17 protein-coding genes are annotated in these 14,047 nt (G+C 45.0%); 14 read left to right on the forward strand and 3 right to left on the reverse strand.

Annotation, left to right across the window (positions count from 1 at the left end; all coding sequences use genetic code 11):
- Together VK497_03740 and VK497_03745 are read left to right on the forward strand one after the other, a co-directional pair.
- Positions 1-259, forward strand: a 259-nt coding sequence (locus VK497_03740; GenBank protein ID HMI09477.1) for a hypothetical protein, incomplete at its 5' end; no start/stop codon positions are given.
- A gap of 4 nt (positions 260-263) precedes the next feature.
- A complete protein-coding gene (locus VK497_03745) occupies positions 264-788 on the forward strand; it encodes a hypothetical protein (GenBank protein HMI09478.1) in 525 nt (174 codons plus the stop codon).
- Here the strand turns inward: VK497_03745 and VK497_03750 are convergent.
- A complete protein-coding gene (locus tag VK497_03750) occupies positions 785-1,843 on the reverse strand; it encodes a DUF475 domain-containing protein (protein HMI09479.1) in 1,059 nt (352 codons plus the stop codon). The two genes, VK497_03745 and VK497_03750, sit on opposite strands and share 4 nt — an antisense overlap.
- A 100-nt stretch (positions 1,844-1,943) precedes the next feature.
- Complete coding sequence (locus tag VK497_03755; GenBank protein HMI09480.1) at positions 1,944-3,644, reverse strand: PKD domain-containing protein; 1,701 nt, start codon at positions 3,642-3,644, stop codon at positions 1,944-1,946.
- Between the two features lie 168 nt (positions 3,645-3,812).
- On the opposite strand from VK497_03755, the gene VK497_03760 reads away from it, so the two are divergent.
- Genes VK497_03760 through VK497_03770 form a run of 3 tightly spaced genes read left to right on the forward strand, consistent with a single transcriptional unit; the run spans position 3,813 to position 6,767 of the window.
- Complete coding sequence (locus VK497_03760; protein HMI09481.1) at positions 3,813-4,400, forward strand: AAA family ATPase; 588 nt, start codon at positions 3,813-3,815, stop codon at positions 4,398-4,400.
- 11 nt (positions 4,401-4,411) lie between these two features.
- The gene (locus VK497_03765; GenBank protein HMI09482.1) at positions 4,412-5,107 is read left to right on the forward strand and encodes a SprT family zinc-dependent metalloprotease; all 696 of its coding nucleotides are present in this window, start codon (positions 4,412-4,414) and stop codon (positions 5,105-5,107) included.
- A gap of 34 nt (positions 5,108-5,141) precedes the next feature.
- Positions 5,142-6,767, forward strand: a complete 1,626-nt coding sequence (locus VK497_03770; protein HMI09483.1) for an ATP-binding protein — start codon at positions 5,142-5,144, stop codon at positions 6,765-6,767.
- 1 nt (position 6,768) lies between these two features.
- On the opposite strand, the gene VK497_03775 is transcribed toward VK497_03770, so the two are convergent.
- Positions 6,769-7,794: a glycosyltransferase gene (locus tag VK497_03775; GenBank protein HMI09484.1), complete on the reverse strand. Its 1,026-nt coding sequence runs from the start codon at positions 7,792-7,794 to the stop codon at positions 6,769-6,771.
- A 216-nt stretch (positions 7,795-8,010) separates the two neighbouring features.
- Between VK497_03775 and secE the strand changes: the two genes are divergently transcribed.
- From secE to thyA, 9 genes are all read left to right on the forward strand, one after another.
- Positions 8,011-8,358, forward strand: coding sequence for a preprotein translocase subunit SecE (gene secE, locus VK497_03780; protein ID HMI09485.1), 348 nt, complete (start codon positions 8,011-8,013; stop codon positions 8,356-8,358).
- Positions 8,359-8,366: 8 nt separating this feature from the next.
- Entirely contained in the window at positions 8,367-8,912 is a 546-nt protein-coding gene (nusG, locus tag VK497_03785) for a transcription termination/antitermination protein NusG (GenBank protein HMI09486.1), read from the forward strand.
- Between the two features lie 65 nt (positions 8,913-8,977).
- The gene (locus VK497_03790; GenBank protein ID HMI09487.1) at positions 8,978-10,051 is read left to right on the forward strand and encodes a hypothetical protein; all 1,074 of its coding nucleotides are present in this window, start codon (positions 8,978-8,980) and stop codon (positions 10,049-10,051) included.
- A gap of 89 nt (positions 10,052-10,140) precedes the next feature.
- On the forward strand, positions 10,141-10,566 hold the full coding sequence (gene rplK / locus VK497_03795) for a 50S ribosomal protein L11 (protein ID HMI09488.1): 426 nt from the start codon (positions 10,141-10,143) through the stop codon (positions 10,564-10,566).
- 67 nt (positions 10,567-10,633) lie between these two features.
- Complete coding sequence (locus VK497_03800) at positions 10,634-11,170, forward strand: NUDIX domain-containing protein (protein ID HMI09489.1); 537 nt, start codon at positions 10,634-10,636, stop codon at positions 11,168-11,170.
- Positions 11,171-11,252: 82 nt separating this feature from the next.
- Positions 11,253-11,471 carry a hypothetical protein gene (locus tag VK497_03805; GenBank protein HMI09490.1) on the forward strand — a complete coding sequence of 73 codons (219 nt, stop codon included), beginning with the start codon at positions 11,253-11,255 and terminating at the stop codon, positions 11,469-11,471.
- A gap of 467 nt (positions 11,472-11,938) precedes the next feature.
- Entirely contained in the window at positions 11,939-12,628 is a 690-nt protein-coding gene (gene rplA / locus VK497_03810) for a 50S ribosomal protein L1 (GenBank protein ID HMI09491.1), read from the forward strand.
- 125 nt (positions 12,629-12,753) lie between these two features.
- Positions 12,754-13,479 carry a hypothetical protein gene (locus VK497_03815; GenBank protein HMI09492.1) on the forward strand — a complete coding sequence of 242 codons (726 nt, stop codon included), beginning with the start codon at positions 12,754-12,756 and terminating at the stop codon, positions 13,477-13,479.
- A gap of 79 nt (positions 13,480-13,558) precedes the next feature.
- Positions 13,559-14,047, forward strand: a 489-nt coding sequence (gene thyA / locus VK497_03820) for a thymidylate synthase (protein ID HMI09493.1), incomplete at its 3' end; no start/stop codon positions are given.

A 14,047-nucleotide genomic window follows, 5' to 3' on the forward strand; every position in this document is an offset into this window, starting at 1 on the left:
TCTTACTCTCCTTATAATAGGTCTGGTTTACGGCGTACTCTTAGGGCTAACGCATCAATTAGCTTGGGATAGTTTCTGGAACGGTAATCCGCCGCATCTTGGGGGCGAGTTGGCCGGAAAGCTTTCACCTTTCGTTGAAACGATCCTCATGCGACTAGCAACCTTTGTCACTAGCGTCATTACCGGCATCATAACAGGCGGGTTTGTCGGTGCAATCGCTACTGGCGGATTATATTTTATACCCGGAGATAACAAATAGTCCCATGTCACTCATATACATCACCGGCATTTCTGGGTCGGGCAAATCAGCCGTTAGAAGCGAGCTTTTAAAACGCGGCTACGAAGCTCACAGTACTGACGAAGATGAAATTGCAGGATTCTACAACAATGAGACAGGGCAGGCCGTTAAAAATCCAGACGACCCAAATGACCGTACGCCGGAGTGGCGTGCACATCATACATGGAATCTATCCCGAGAAGCAGTAGAGACGCTTGCCGAAAAGACAATGCAAAAACCTATCTTTCTTTGTGGCGTAGCATCTAATGATGTCGGGATCGGGGATCTGTTCTCTCAGGTTTTCGCTCTGAATATCAGCGCGAAAACGCTCAAACACAGAATTGACACACGAACGGGCAATAGCTTTGGCAAACTTCCTCATGAATTTGAAAGTCTGTTAGGGTGGCAAAAAACGGCAGAAGAAGACTACCGAAAAGCAGGCGCGATTATTATTGACGGCGAACGATCTGTTGAGCTGGTAGTAGACGAAATACTCAGCAAAGTCAGCTAAGAGCGTAGGGATTTTTCGGCTTTACTTGCCTTGATTGAACTCACGATAGAAGCTGTAATAATCGCGACGCCAATAATACCCGCTACCACTTCAGGAATGTCCCGGAATAACCCTATTAGTAGTACGATCGCCAAAATACCAATCGTATAGTGAGCACCGTGCTCCAGGAATCGATAGGCTGCCAAAACCTTACGACGCACCATAAATAATGTAAGCGAGCGTACCCATAGCGCCCCTATGCCAAGCCCGATTGCGATCAGAATAACATCTTGCGTAACAGCGAACGCACCAATTACCCCGTCAAAACTAAAGCTTGCGTCTAGTACTTCAAGATATAGAAAAGCAGTTAGACCAGCAAGGCCTGCTTTTTGAACGGATTTTCCTGCAGCCTTTTCAGCTTTTTCATGATGACGAGTAAAGAATTCGGCAAGAGCGTGAATCGCCAGATAGACGATCATACCCGTAATACCTGAGAGAAATGTTTCTCGTGGATGAGCGTTAAAAGGCAGGACGGCAACAATACTCAATACCAGGAAACATACCGCGCTATATACCCACCATGTCCCAATACGCTGGAGCGGCCGTTCGATAATGCTAATCCAATGGATCTTCCGAAGCGGATCAAAAAAGAAATGGAGACAAAGCATCAAAAGGAACATACCGCCAAATGCCGCAATACTTGGATGCGCCTTATGCAGTTCTTCGGCATATTTTTCAGGTTGATGCAGCGCAAGATTAATGACATCATTCCATGGTAGTCCAGCGGTTAACATAACCACCAGGATAGGGAAAATGACACGCATGCCAAATACCGCAATCAAAATACCAATAGTCATAAACATTCGCTGCCAAAACGTGCTCATTGTCACAAGCACGCGGGCATTAATGATGGCATTTTCAAAACTAAACGTAATCTCAATCGCCATCAATACTAAGGTAATAAATGCAGCGACAGGGCCTAAGTATATAAAAACGAGTGCAAGAGCAATGATGCTTACGACACCCGATACGGCAAATATACGGAACGGTGAGTGGGAATGAAATAATGATGGCATAAACTTGTACTATCTTATGTTATCGAAGGATACCTTTCAAGCATAGAAAAAAATACACCCCTGCTTGACGAGGGGTGTATTTAGAGTGAGCGATCAGTTGTTAGCCAAGGAGCGCACGACGACTAGCGACGTAGTATCCTACAGCAGCGATTAATGATCCTGCACCAACTAGTGCAACGATTCCATCGCTCATACCCGTGTGAGGCAATTCTGGTGGTGTTGTTGGAGGTGTCTCAACACATTCAGGATTGTTCTCGTGGCCAGGTGTCGTACAGTCAGCCTTACATTCAGGGCTGTCTTTAGGGAAGTCTTCTTTGCCAGGAACTGGGCAAGGAGTACAGCGTTTGTCACCTTCTGGGAATGTTTCTCCGTTAGGAGTCGTACATACCTTTGGTGAAATGGTAAATTTAACTTCACATTCTTTAGAGGTTTTCACTTCGTCTTTACCGTTAAGCTTTACATTTACAGAAAGTTTAGCAGTATATTCCTTTGCTTCCTTGTATGTGTGCATTGAAGTAATCTTGTCAGACGTACTTGCAATTGGTTCAGTTGTACCGTCACCGAAGTCTAGCGTGTAACCAGTGATAGTTGCGCCGCCAGCGACTGTTGCGCCGCCAGTAAAGGTTCGGCTAAGATCAGTTTCTGAAATCTGGTCTACGGCAAGTCCGTCACAGGTAGCAGTAGGAGTTTCAGGAAGTTTTTCAACTTCGAAAGGTTTTGTACAGTTAGCGTTAGCTGGTAATGTTATGTCTTTGCCATTAACCGTTACGGTTACAAGGGCTTGGACGGTGTACTTACCAACGATAGCGTTCGTGTACGCAGGACTAGTTGTGCGAATTTCCTTACCGGCTGCGTCACGAATAACGTAAGTTATCGTTTTGACTGTTGCGTTTTTAACCGTAGTTTTAGTCTCAAACTTGAACTCTGTACGGTTGATCTTGGTAACAGTAAGCAGATCACAGCTATATACAGGTACGGGTGGGACTGCATCTACAGGGAATGTACCTTTACATGTAGCTGCCGTAATGTCTTTTTTAACATTTCCAAGTTGGACAGTGACAGTAAGTGTTATCGTGTATGTCTTGCCCGTGGCTAGATTAGGATAGTTATGAGTTAGCGATGTAGCAGTGGTTGTTTGCTTTGTGTTATCACCGAAGTAATAGTTGTAAGCAATCACTTTACCACCGTTAGTTACCTTCGCAGGACTTGCTACGGCTTTAACCTGTGTTCGGCTTATCCTCGTAAGAGTTAGGCGGTCACAAACTGCCGTAGGCACTACAGGAGGCTTTGGTGGCTTAGGTGGAACTGGGGGCAGTTTTGGGTGAGCAGTAACCGGGTTACCACAGCTTGTGATGATAGCGAATTTAAATACGCCATTTACCATCTTGATCATTGCTGCTTGACCTTCAGATCCAAACGTAGAAACAGAAGTGATTGCAGCACCGCTAGTACCGGCAATAGGTGTACCACCTAAGTTACGAGCACCGTCACGGGCACCGGTAGCAACGATTTTATCATTAATAGTCACGTTACCGTTACGCCACACGACGCCACCGACCATACCGGTTACATCTGCTTTTTTAATACCAAAAGCGGCATATACTTTAGTGTGGTCTTTGTATTTGGTATCGTTATTGAATTTCGAGTGAAATTCTTTTTCGTTTAACGCACCACAATATATAATGGCGTACTTGTCACAGTCCCGGCTGTAGTCTATGGCAGCTTTTGCTGTTAACTGTACGACACCAAAAGTAGCAACCGCTAACAGGGTGACGACAAATAATAATAGTTTCTTTCGCATTCAACTTCTCCTCACAATAAGTTATACCTGTAAATGTATCACATATGCCTCAAACTGTCAATGCTTTATATAATATAGTAAGGATTAGCACAAGCAGTTTAATTTAAGGTGATCCTCCGTCCGAGTGTCGTATGTATATACGCGCATAAATTTGCTATACTGTCATATATGAAATCATTGAGCCTCAGCCAACCACATCTGATTATCATGACAGGGGTTCCGGGCAGCGGAAAAAGCTTTTTTGCCGAAAAATTTGCTGATACGTTCCGTGCTCCTTATGTCAGTTATGAAATAATTTCTTCCCTATGCAGCAATAGCGATGCTACAGCTGCAGACGAGCTTTTTTACTACCAAATACATGAGCTATTGAAAACGCAACAAACCGTTATCATCGAAGGGTTAAGTGACACGCGCACCGAACGAAGCGAACTCACCCGAAAGGCACGTGCGTCAGGCTACATGCCCTTGTTACTCTGGGTGCAGACCGATCCTTCCACCGCGAAAAATCGCGTCACCCGTGTCACTAAGAACAAACCAAACCGTACGCTAACACCAGAAGAATACGACCATGAAGCAAAACGCTTTACCCCGCCAAACGCGATCGAGAAACCCGTTGTCGTTAGCGGCAAACACACCTATGCCACACAAGCAAAAGTCATTTTAAAGAAGTTGTCGGCTCCCCGTACTGAAATCTCTGCCCACACCACTCCCATAGCTATACGTGAACCCGGTCGCCGAAATATTACAGTTAGGTAACACGGGACTTAATGCCAACAATTAATGACGATGAATTTGGCACAATCTCACTTCGTCGAAGCGCCCATGCCTCGCACGTGCGCATTCGCGTTGCTCCAGACGGACGGCTACGGGCATCTTTGCCTTTGTATGCGCCTGTATTTCTAGTGAAGCGGCTCATAAAATCTTCACGGTCAGAACTACGCGCTATGCTTTCGCAGCACGTCGGCGGCACGCTTTTTACTGACGGCATGCAGATAGGCAAAAGCCACACATTGATCGTTCGTCCGACACCCACTGAGGTAATGAGCGTTAAGCGGCATGCTCTACAAATTATTATTCAGCTGCCTAATACTCTAGTCCTAGAAGATCCTGTAGTGCAACGCACCGTTCGAGACGAAGTTATTAAAGCCCTAAGGCTCGAAGCGAAAAGTTACTTGCCGAAGCGACTAGCCTTTCTTGCGAATAAATATGGCTTTTCATATGAGAGAGTCCGGTTTTCGCATGCAGGAGGACGATGGGGAAGTTGCAGTACGAGCGGCACGGTTAGTCTGAATATCGCGCTAATGAAGTTGCCGTTCGAGCTTATTGATTATGTACTCATCCACGAACTAAGCCATACCGTCGAGATGAATCACTCCGAGGAGTTCTGGCGGCTCGTTAAATTAGGCGACAGCGATTACAAAACGCATCGTCATTCCCTAAAAGAATACACGCCATCTATTTAAAAAGCTTACGCTACCCTGTATAATAAACTCATCTATGTACAACGGTGGGGTAACAATCAACCAGCGCACAGCGCAAATTATTCGATTCTCGGGGTTGATGGTTCCCGTTTTGCTCATGTTTTACGGAATGTTGGTACAGTACGACATCGTCAGTACGACCCACTATGTAAATAACCTTGTATTCTTCAGCGTCATGGTTCCGTGGACAATACTAGCGATATACCAGTTTTTATATGAATCAAAAAACGCATTTGAGTCTGGCTTTCGATTAACCGCGTACCACTTGCTGTCTGCCGCCTACATTTTATTTGTTGCAGGTTTCGTAACGCCATTTGTCGCTACTTGGATATTATTATTTTTAGCATCATATGCGTATTTTTCCAACAAAGGCCTGAAACTCAGTATCATAGCCCTTATCCTCACAGCGGCCGCAGACTCAATACTACACATAGGAGACGGTTCAATCCTGCTTGTTATTTTACTTGCATTATCTTCCGTATTAATGGTCGGGATCGCAGCTGTTTCTATCAGTCAGATCCAGGAAGTCGACGGTGCTGAACTCACAAAAAGCAAAGCGCAGGAAAGTCTACAGCGCGATCGTATACTTACCATTGTTAACAATCTCGCAGACGCCGTTCTTAGCACTGACAAAAATGGAGTCATCCGGGTCTACAACGCGGCAAGCCTTAATCTTCTTGACACCAACCGAAGCCTTAACGGCCATCATATTGATGAAATTCTAAAATTATATGACCAAAATGATAAGCCAATAGAACTATTTGAAAATTTTAAAAATGCCAAAAGCGTCGTTGTGCGTGATGATCTGACATTCACCGTCGAGGGTGAAACGTCACGCCTGGAAGTAACCTATTCTCCAATTCGCAGCGGCTTCAGCAAAGCAAGACGATCCCAGAACCAGGATGGATATATCATCATTCTTCGTGATGTCACGAAATCCAAGAGCCTAGAGGAAGAACGTGATGAATTTATCAGTGTTGTCAGCCACGAACTGCGAACTCCGATTACAATTGCCGAAGGTACGATCAGTAACGTGCAAGTAATGATGGAACGTCCCGATATCGCCGAAAATATCCTAAAAGAGGGTATTAAAACCGCACATGACCAAGTTATCTATCTTTCTAAAATGGTAAATGATCTTTCAACGTTGTCCAGGGCAGAACGTGGTGTTGCCGATAACCCTGAGCCAATTGACGTACGTAGCCTGGTTGACGACCTCTACAACGAATATGCACCTCAAGCCGAGAAAAGGGCACTGCATTTCAACCTTGACCTTACATCGCGCCTAGGACAAGTGACCGCTAGCCGCTTATATCTAAAAGAGTTATTACAAAACTTCATTACAAACTCGCTCAAATACACTAAAGAAGGTACGATTACACTGCACGTTACCCGTAAAGAAAAAGAAGTAACCTTTGAAGTAAAAGACACTGGCATCGGTATTAGCAAAAGCGACCAAGCGAAGATCTTTAATAAGTTTTACCGGTCTGAAGATTACCGCACCCGCGAAACTGGTGGCACGGGGCTAGGCCTTTACGTTGCGTTAAAACTAGCTAAAAAGCTAAATACAAAGATCGAACTGACGAGCCGTCTTAACCACGGATCAAGTTTCAGCATCACTCTGCCAGTCGAAGATAAATAGATTATTTATCGATGACAAGTGCGTCACCCTTGGACGCAGCAACGTTTACCAAACGGCCCTTCCAAGTAACAGTACGCCGGGCATATCCCCATAGGCTTCGTACGTATAATGCTAATTCCTGAAGGATAATAAGCGGCCACAATAGTCCTCCAGCCCACCAGCCTTTTGGCCAGAAACGACTCACGTACACGGCATAGATAGCCATAAATGCGAGCGTGTGCCACAATGCCATAGTCTGAACGATCGTCCAATCGAATATACCGTACAGCAGCGCACCAAAGGGCAAGTTGAGGACGACAAGGATAATCAGTCCCGACAACCCTTTTAGCAAAGTACCACCAAACGCGGGATACAATAAGCGCCGGCTTGTCTCGACCTGGGAAAGCCATTTCTTTTCATACGTCACGCCTATAAAAGAATTGTTTGCTAAACATCTATAACTACCGTCCAGCATGGCTGCGATATGAATTTCAGGTTCTACACTTGCTTTAAAAGGCTCGAAACCTTTCACCTTGCCGGTAAGAGTAGGTTGTTTTATCATCCACAAACTCCCGGCCACAGAGGGCCGTTCATGCGTCGATAGGATAAGTTGCCAAAAATAACGGAGATGACCAAACAATACGCTCGCGCGCCAAGCATCATTTCGCCCAGGTATAACCGATACCATCTCTGCATTTTCTTTTGTCACGTAGCCAACCAATTGGCTAATAGAGTTCGGCTGAATAAAGGTATCGACATCCAAGAACATAATGTAAGTACCGCTTGCCTCATTTGCCAAGACATCAAGAGCGTGATTTTTACCAAGCCACCCGTCCGGCAAAGATGCGCCTGGCACAAACCGTACGCCGGCATGAGCGAACGACCTAATAAGTATCGAGGTGTCGTCGGCAGAACTATCATCAAACACGATTATCTCTAATTTCTCATAATCACTTGCCAGCACCCGTTCCAAACAGGCAGCGAGTGCATGCGTTTCATTCCTGGCCGGGATACAAACACTTACCGTAGGCAGAGGTTCTTGCGGCACATATGATGTATATATGGTAAATTTCTTTAAAGCCCTCCAAAGCCGAAAAGAAAACGTAACGACGAGTAGCGTCAGGAGCGTGGAACAGATAAGAAATACAGGCATAATCACAATGTATATATGGTATCACGGTTGACGACGACAGGGTAGCGATGTATAGTGGTACTTGACAGTCTGCCTACGAGCAGGCTATTTAATTTGGGAGAGCAAATATCTATGGTGGCAAAGGGTAAAAAGACAACCGCCAAAAAGTCATCGAGTACCACAAAAGTAACTCGTATCACTGCCCAAGACAACACTCCTGTGGCAGAGACAAAAGAAACAAAAGTTAAAGCCGAAACAAAACCAGTTGTAGCTGACACAGAAAAGCGTCGGAATCCATTTCGCGCAACTGCAGACTACTTTGGTGGTGCATGGTACGAACTTCGTCAAGTTCGCTGGCCAAACCGCCGCGCGACATGGGGAATGACCCTAGCGTTGCTTGCATTTACCGCATTCTTCGTTGTGCTCATTCTACTCCTCGACGCACTATTTAAATACGTATTTCAACTAATTTTAGGATAAAGGAATTTATGTCAACTAACCGATACGATAGCACCCGGAAATGGTACGCGATTCATACCTACAGCGGCTACGAAGAAAAAGTAGCTGATAGCATCCGCCAGCGAATCAACGCCGTGGACATGGCCGACAAGATCTTTGACGTCATGGTGCCAAAAGAAAAGCAAATCGAAATCAAAAACGGCAAACGTAAAGTCGTCGAGAAAAAGATTTTCCAAGGCTACGCTTTAGTTGAAATGAAGCTAACCGACGAAACATGGTACATCGTTCGTAACACCCCTGGCGTTACCGGATTTGTCGGTAGCGGTACTGAGCCTACCCCTGTTTCCGACAGTGAAATCAGCAAGATCAAAAAGCGCATGGGCGTTGACGATCCAAAGCACCACATCGACTTCAAAGAAGGCGAAGTCGTGTCTATTACCGACGGACCGTTTAAAGGTTTTGACGGCGCGATTTCTGAAATCGACACCCAAAAAGGCAAGATTAAGGTCATGGTCAGCATGTTTGGCCGTGATACGCCAGTAGAGCTCGACGCGCTCCAAGTTCGCAAAGTCTAGAACTAGCATACAAACCCCTTAAACCCACTTGATTGTCAAGTGGGTTTGTGCTATCAATAAAAACAATGACAGAGCAAGCTTCCTATTATTCTCCAAGTTCAGAATACGCATTTCCTGGGGCTTACGATGTCGCAAAAGACGAAGCACTCTTTGCACTCATTAATCAAAAACACTTCTCCGACATACCTTTCGTTTTGGATTTTAGTCCTCGGGATGCGCTCTTAAAGTGGAGCGAATCTAGTCCTGGTCGGTGGCAAGCCAAACAGACTGCACGCTATGCAGGATTTCACCGAGATCTAGACACGCGACTTATCCCAGATGAATTTGAGGGTAGGGAGGAGGAATTTAGGCATAGGCTTCTTGGAGCAATGACACTTGAAAACTATCGGAATCCCGATCACGCAAGATTCGATTTTCATCCTCTTGGCCATCAGGCGCGCGTAGCTTGTCAGCAAGAGCAGATACTTTACCCGATTGTTCTATCAGGAAGCGTTAGGACTAGTCCAGAAATGCTCGATGTCATGAGACACGCAGCACCAATCCACGACATAGCGGAGACAGAACACCCCGGGGTTGTCATTGAGCACGGTTCAGCACTTGGGGATATCAGCCCAGACCAAGAAAACGAAGAAAGTAAAGACGGCAGGGGGAATAGAGGTAAAACCGATGCGGATCGTCAGAAAGAACATGATATTCTCGTAAGTCTTTTGACCGACCTCTACCACGAAAACTATACACCCGAGATGCGCGAAATGCTCGTTAAACTCATTAGCCACAGAATTGATGGCGAATCCCCAGAATTTGTACGCGCTCATGGCATAGTGGAAACGGGACATAATTTTAACTCCGCTAATACAGGAATCTACCTCGGCATACAAGCAAGCCAAGTTAATAGCATTTATGGAAATCTCATGTCGGCTTTGGCTGAACAGCACATCAGAATACTGCGACCAAAAATTCAAAGTGCTTTTGATCATTCACCAGAATTAATTGCACCTCTTAAATATACGGCAGATAAGATAATTCAAGACCTCGAAGCGTCTGCTCATTCTCGCGACGAAAATGATGATTTTATAAAATGGCGCACATCCGACAAAATCACTGAGGTCTTAGGTGAATATCAAAAATGGGAATTCTAATACCGCTTGAAGTTTATCATCAGATCTGTTAAAGTAATTGAGTTACGCACTAAATATCGCTTCAATAATATTTAGTACAAGGAAAAATTATGGCTAAAAAAGTAATTGGTAATCTAAAACTACGCATCCCAGCTGGACGCGCAACCGCAGGTCCTCCTGTTGGTTCAACTCTTGGTCAATGGGGCCTAAACATGATGGATTTTATTAATCCATTCAACGACGGCACAAAAGACCTTATGGGCAAAGACGTTATCGTACACATGAAAGTATACGAAGACCGTACATTCACATGGAAGTCACTTGGCCAGCCTGTTGACGACCTTATTCGTGAAAAAATCGGTATCAAAAAGGGAAGTGGCAAACCACACTCTGAAAAAGTTGGTAAAATCACTCGTGCACAACTAGAAGAAATCGCTGAGATCAAAAAAGATCAGCTTAACGCCATTGACATGGAAGGCCGCGTGAAAGTTATCGCCGGTACTGCTCGTTCAATGGGCGTTGAAGTAACTGAATAATACCAGTTTCTTTCAAAAAATCGCGGTTTAGGCCGCGATTTTTTGGTTGATACTTTATACTAAAGGAATGCCACATATCCATACCGAACCTGGACAGCACGATCATACTATCAGTATCCATATCTTTCGGGTTGATTTCGGTGATCCTAAAGTAATGCTTCATTTTCACCGAAAAATTAATAAGTATGCGCAATTCGGAGGCCACATAGAGCTGAACGAAACACCTTGGCAAGCAACATCACATGAATTAACTGAAGAGACTGGCTACGGCATAGACCAATTACAACTCCTTCAGCCCCTACAACCGTTACCGAAAATGACCACAGCGATCGTACACCCATTTCCAGTCCTATATGCAACGATGCGGTATCCAGGCGAAGGCGGACATTATCATACAGACACAACCTATGCTTTTATAGCAACCGACGAACCACGTCGTCTGCCAGCCGAAGGAGAATCGACCGACATAAAATTATTTAGCAGACAGGAACTCGTAGACCTAGGTGAAGATAAAGTTGATCATGTTACACGCGAAGCCGCTCTTTACATTTTTGATAATTGCCTAGTCCAATGGCAAAAAGTTTCGCCCCTGGACTTTAAATAGCTATTGACATCCTTTCACCTTAATGATATATTTTGCTTGGCCTCTTCGAGAGGCTAATTCAACCGATAGGAAGTGAACCGACATGGAATGGATTTTCTATCTCCTTGTCGGCATGGCTATTTATTTGTTACTGGATAGTATCGCAAACAGCATTGTTCGCTTTATCAGTACTCAACATGTCATGCACAACGACGCCAAAGTCAAGATTGAGACCGAGCGCACCGAACAGGCGCGTCTCGAACTCGAAAAGGCTAAGGTTCTTTCCGGCGACTCAGCCGATAGTCGAATTATCGACGACTGATAGCCGGTAGTTGGTGGGGTGTACGTGTAAAAGCGTACACCCCCACCGTAAGATTCACTTCCTATCTCTTCTCACCCGACTTGATATTCATTCATCAAAATGTTACAATACCCCTATAAACAATCAATGTTGGGAGGCCTGAAAAGCCGCTACTACCACAGAAAGGGTTTACCTACATGGCTAAAAAAGCCGAACTATTAGAAAAAGCCGCAGAACTTAAATTAGAAGTAAGCGACAAGAACACTATCGCAGAAATCGAAGCTGCAATTGCTGGTGTATCTGAAGTTGAAGCGCCAAAAGAAGAAAAAGCTACAGCGAAAGCCGGTAAGCGAAGCGAAAAAGCACTTACAGAAGCAGAAGCAAAAGCTGAAAAAGAAGCTCGTAAAGAAGCTGGCGACACGACTCCACAATCCGAAGAAGCAGAAGCTCGCGGCAAAAAAGGTCCAAAACCTGTTGTCCGTCCACGTATTGAACGCCGCGGCAAAAGCTACCGTAAACTAGCTGAGCAAATTGAAGCTGGCAAAGTATACAGTTTTGCTGAGGCAATCGAACTTGCAACCAAAACTAACCCTGCAAAGTTTGACGCATCTGTTGAAATCCACGTACGCCTAGGTGTCGACCCACGTCAAGCTGACCAGAACATTCGTACGACTGTTTCACTTCCAAACGGTACAGGTAAAACTATCCGTGTAGCCGTGTTTGCTCCAGAAGCCGACCACGCCGCTGCTAAAAAAGCCGGTGCAGATATTGTTGGTGACGAAGAGTTCATCAAACAGCTTGATAAAGAAGAAATTAACTTCGATATCCTTGTTGCAACTCCACAATACATGCCTAAACTTGGTAAGTATGCCCGTCAACTTGGTCCACGTGGCCTTATGCCTAACCCTAAATCCGGTACGGTTGCAACCGACGTTGCAAAAGCAGTTACCGAGGCAAAAGCTGGTAAAGTTGAGTACCGTGTCGACAAGCAAGCTATTGTTCACTTATCAATCGGTAAAGTATCGTTTGGTGCTAAAAAACTAGAAGAGAACGCAAAGGCATTCTTTGACAGCCTACAGTCACAAAAGCCATCGAGCCTAAAGGGTGCATACGTAAAATCTACAAGCATCAGCACGACCCAAGGTCCTGGCATCAAGACCGAAAACGTCGCTAGCTAATCCAACACGTATCTTTCTAGAGCACAGTCTTAGCAGGTTGTGCTCTTTGATTTTGAACAAGGTTTTCAGCGCCCCAAGATTACTATTGACATAGTATGTATATTGGTATATAATAGCTAATTGATATGGTCAACGCGGAAAAAACCAGGCAAATCGGGCTTGTTCTTCCATCGTCATATATCGGAGAATATCAGTCCGAACCTAATACAATCGACTCAGAAACACCGGGACTTATTCTTCCGGCATCAGTTGGTGGAGCACCTCAGTTCACACCTCGTATTGAAGTAGTGGGGCGTAGACTTGAATTACCGTCTGGTCCTGATACTGACCTCGCTGAACCTGAAGAACCAATTCTTTCTCCAGCACCATTCCGTAATAAAGAAACTCAGAAGCTCTATGTCTGGAAGGCGGAGATGGAGCGCCGAATAGGTAGCACCGCTTGCAATATTTGTGAGCTGATTGACAAGCAGGAAGACACGCAAAGAAGCAGCAAATTTGGCAAAGCAATCCTGAAGCTGCTGAATATAGGCTTTATTATAGTTCCAAATGAATTCCCATACGACATGTATGACGGTCAGGAGGTACTACAACATGACCTCCTTGTTCCCCTTAAGCACTACTCGGAAGCAGACAATGTGCATCTTCAGACTCGCATTGCTTTTGGATTGGCTTTACCAAAAGCCATGAAAGAGGGCGGTTACAGCACTAGTTCGGAGCGTGCTCCAAGCAACGCTGCGTCATCCATACCAGGCCATAAACACACTCATTTATACAGGTTAGGCCGAAAAATGAAGCGATTCGTGTACGACCCAGAAAGCGATAAACGTGAGATTGAATGGATGGATAAGTAGTCTCGCTTAGCAAGGCGCTTAACTCCTAGTAGTTTCGATTAAGATTTGCTACCATATACTCATAGAGAAGTGAGGGAATATGCGACAATATCTTGATTTGTTAGAGGATATCAAAACAAACGGCACTGAAAAAAGTGACCGGACAGGTACGGGCACAAAAAGTGTCTTTGGCCGTCAAATGCGTTTTGATTTAAGCGAGGGCTTTCCGGCAGTCACCACAAAAAAGCTGTTCCTCCGCGGTATTATCCATGAACTTTTGTGGTTCTTGCAGGGCGATAGCAATATCGAATATCTTGTTAAAAACGATGTTCATATTTGGGATGAATGGCCGTTTAAGGCCTATCTAAAAGCAACTGGTCAAGATGTACAGCCAGGTTCGGATGAGTGGAAGACCGGGATCAAAGAATTTACCGAAAAGATCAAAACTGATCACGAATTCGCTAAAAAATACGGCGAATTAGGTCCTGTTTACGGCTACCAGTGGCGTCACTGGCCAGCACGTGACGGCGGTGAGATCGATCAAATCCAGGAAGTGATTGATACGATTAAAAACAATCCTGATTCCCGT

Source organism: Candidatus Saccharimonadales bacterium (assembly GCA_035317825.1).
In the GTDB taxonomy this organism is placed as follows: domain Bacteria; phylum Patescibacteriota; class Saccharimonadia; order Saccharimonadales; family Saccharimonadaceae; genus DATHGB01.

Excerpts from the sequence above, each read along its gene's own strand:
- secE (HMI09485.1), top strand. The coding sequence starts at position 8,011 with ATGGTGGCAAAGGGTAAAAAGACAACCGCCAAAAAGTCATCGAGTACC.
- VK497_03815 (HMI09492.1), top strand. The coding sequence starts at position 12,754 with ATGGTCAACGCGGAAAAAACCAGGCAAATCGGGCTTGTTCTTCCATCG.
- VK497_03755 (HMI09480.1), bottom strand. The coding sequence starts at position 3,644 with ATGCGAAAGAAACTATTATTATTTGTCGTCACCCTGTTAGCGGTTGCT.
- VK497_03760 (HMI09481.1), top strand. The coding sequence starts at position 3,813 with ATGAAATCATTGAGCCTCAGCCAACCACATCTGATTATCATGACAGGG.
- nusG (HMI09486.1), top strand. The coding sequence starts at position 8,367 with ATGTCAACTAACCGATACGATAGCACCCGGAAATGGTACGCGATTCAT.
- rplK (HMI09488.1), top strand. The coding sequence starts at position 10,141 with ATGGCTAAAAAAGTAATTGGTAATCTAAAACTACGCATCCCAGCTGGA.
- VK497_03800 (HMI09489.1), top strand. The coding sequence starts at position 10,634 with ATGCCACATATCCATACCGAACCTGGACAGCACGATCATACTATCAGT.
- VK497_03765 (HMI09482.1), top strand. The coding sequence starts at position 4,412 with ATGCCAACAATTAATGACGATGAATTTGGCACAATCTCACTTCGTCGA.
- VK497_03805 (HMI09490.1), top strand. The coding sequence starts at position 11,253 with ATGGAATGGATTTTCTATCTCCTTGTCGGCATGGCTATTTATTTGTTA.
- VK497_03745 (HMI09478.1), top strand. The coding sequence starts at position 264 with ATGTCACTCATATACATCACCGGCATTTCTGGGTCGGGCAAATCAGCC.
- VK497_03770 (HMI09483.1), top strand. The coding sequence starts at position 5,142 with ATGTACAACGGTGGGGTAACAATCAACCAGCGCACAGCGCAAATTATT.
- VK497_03750 (HMI09479.1), bottom strand. The coding sequence starts at position 1,843 with ATGCCATCATTATTTCATTCCCACTCACCGTTCCGTATATTTGCCGTA.
- VK497_03790 (HMI09487.1), top strand. The coding sequence starts at position 8,978 with ATGACAGAGCAAGCTTCCTATTATTCTCCAAGTTCAGAATACGCATTT.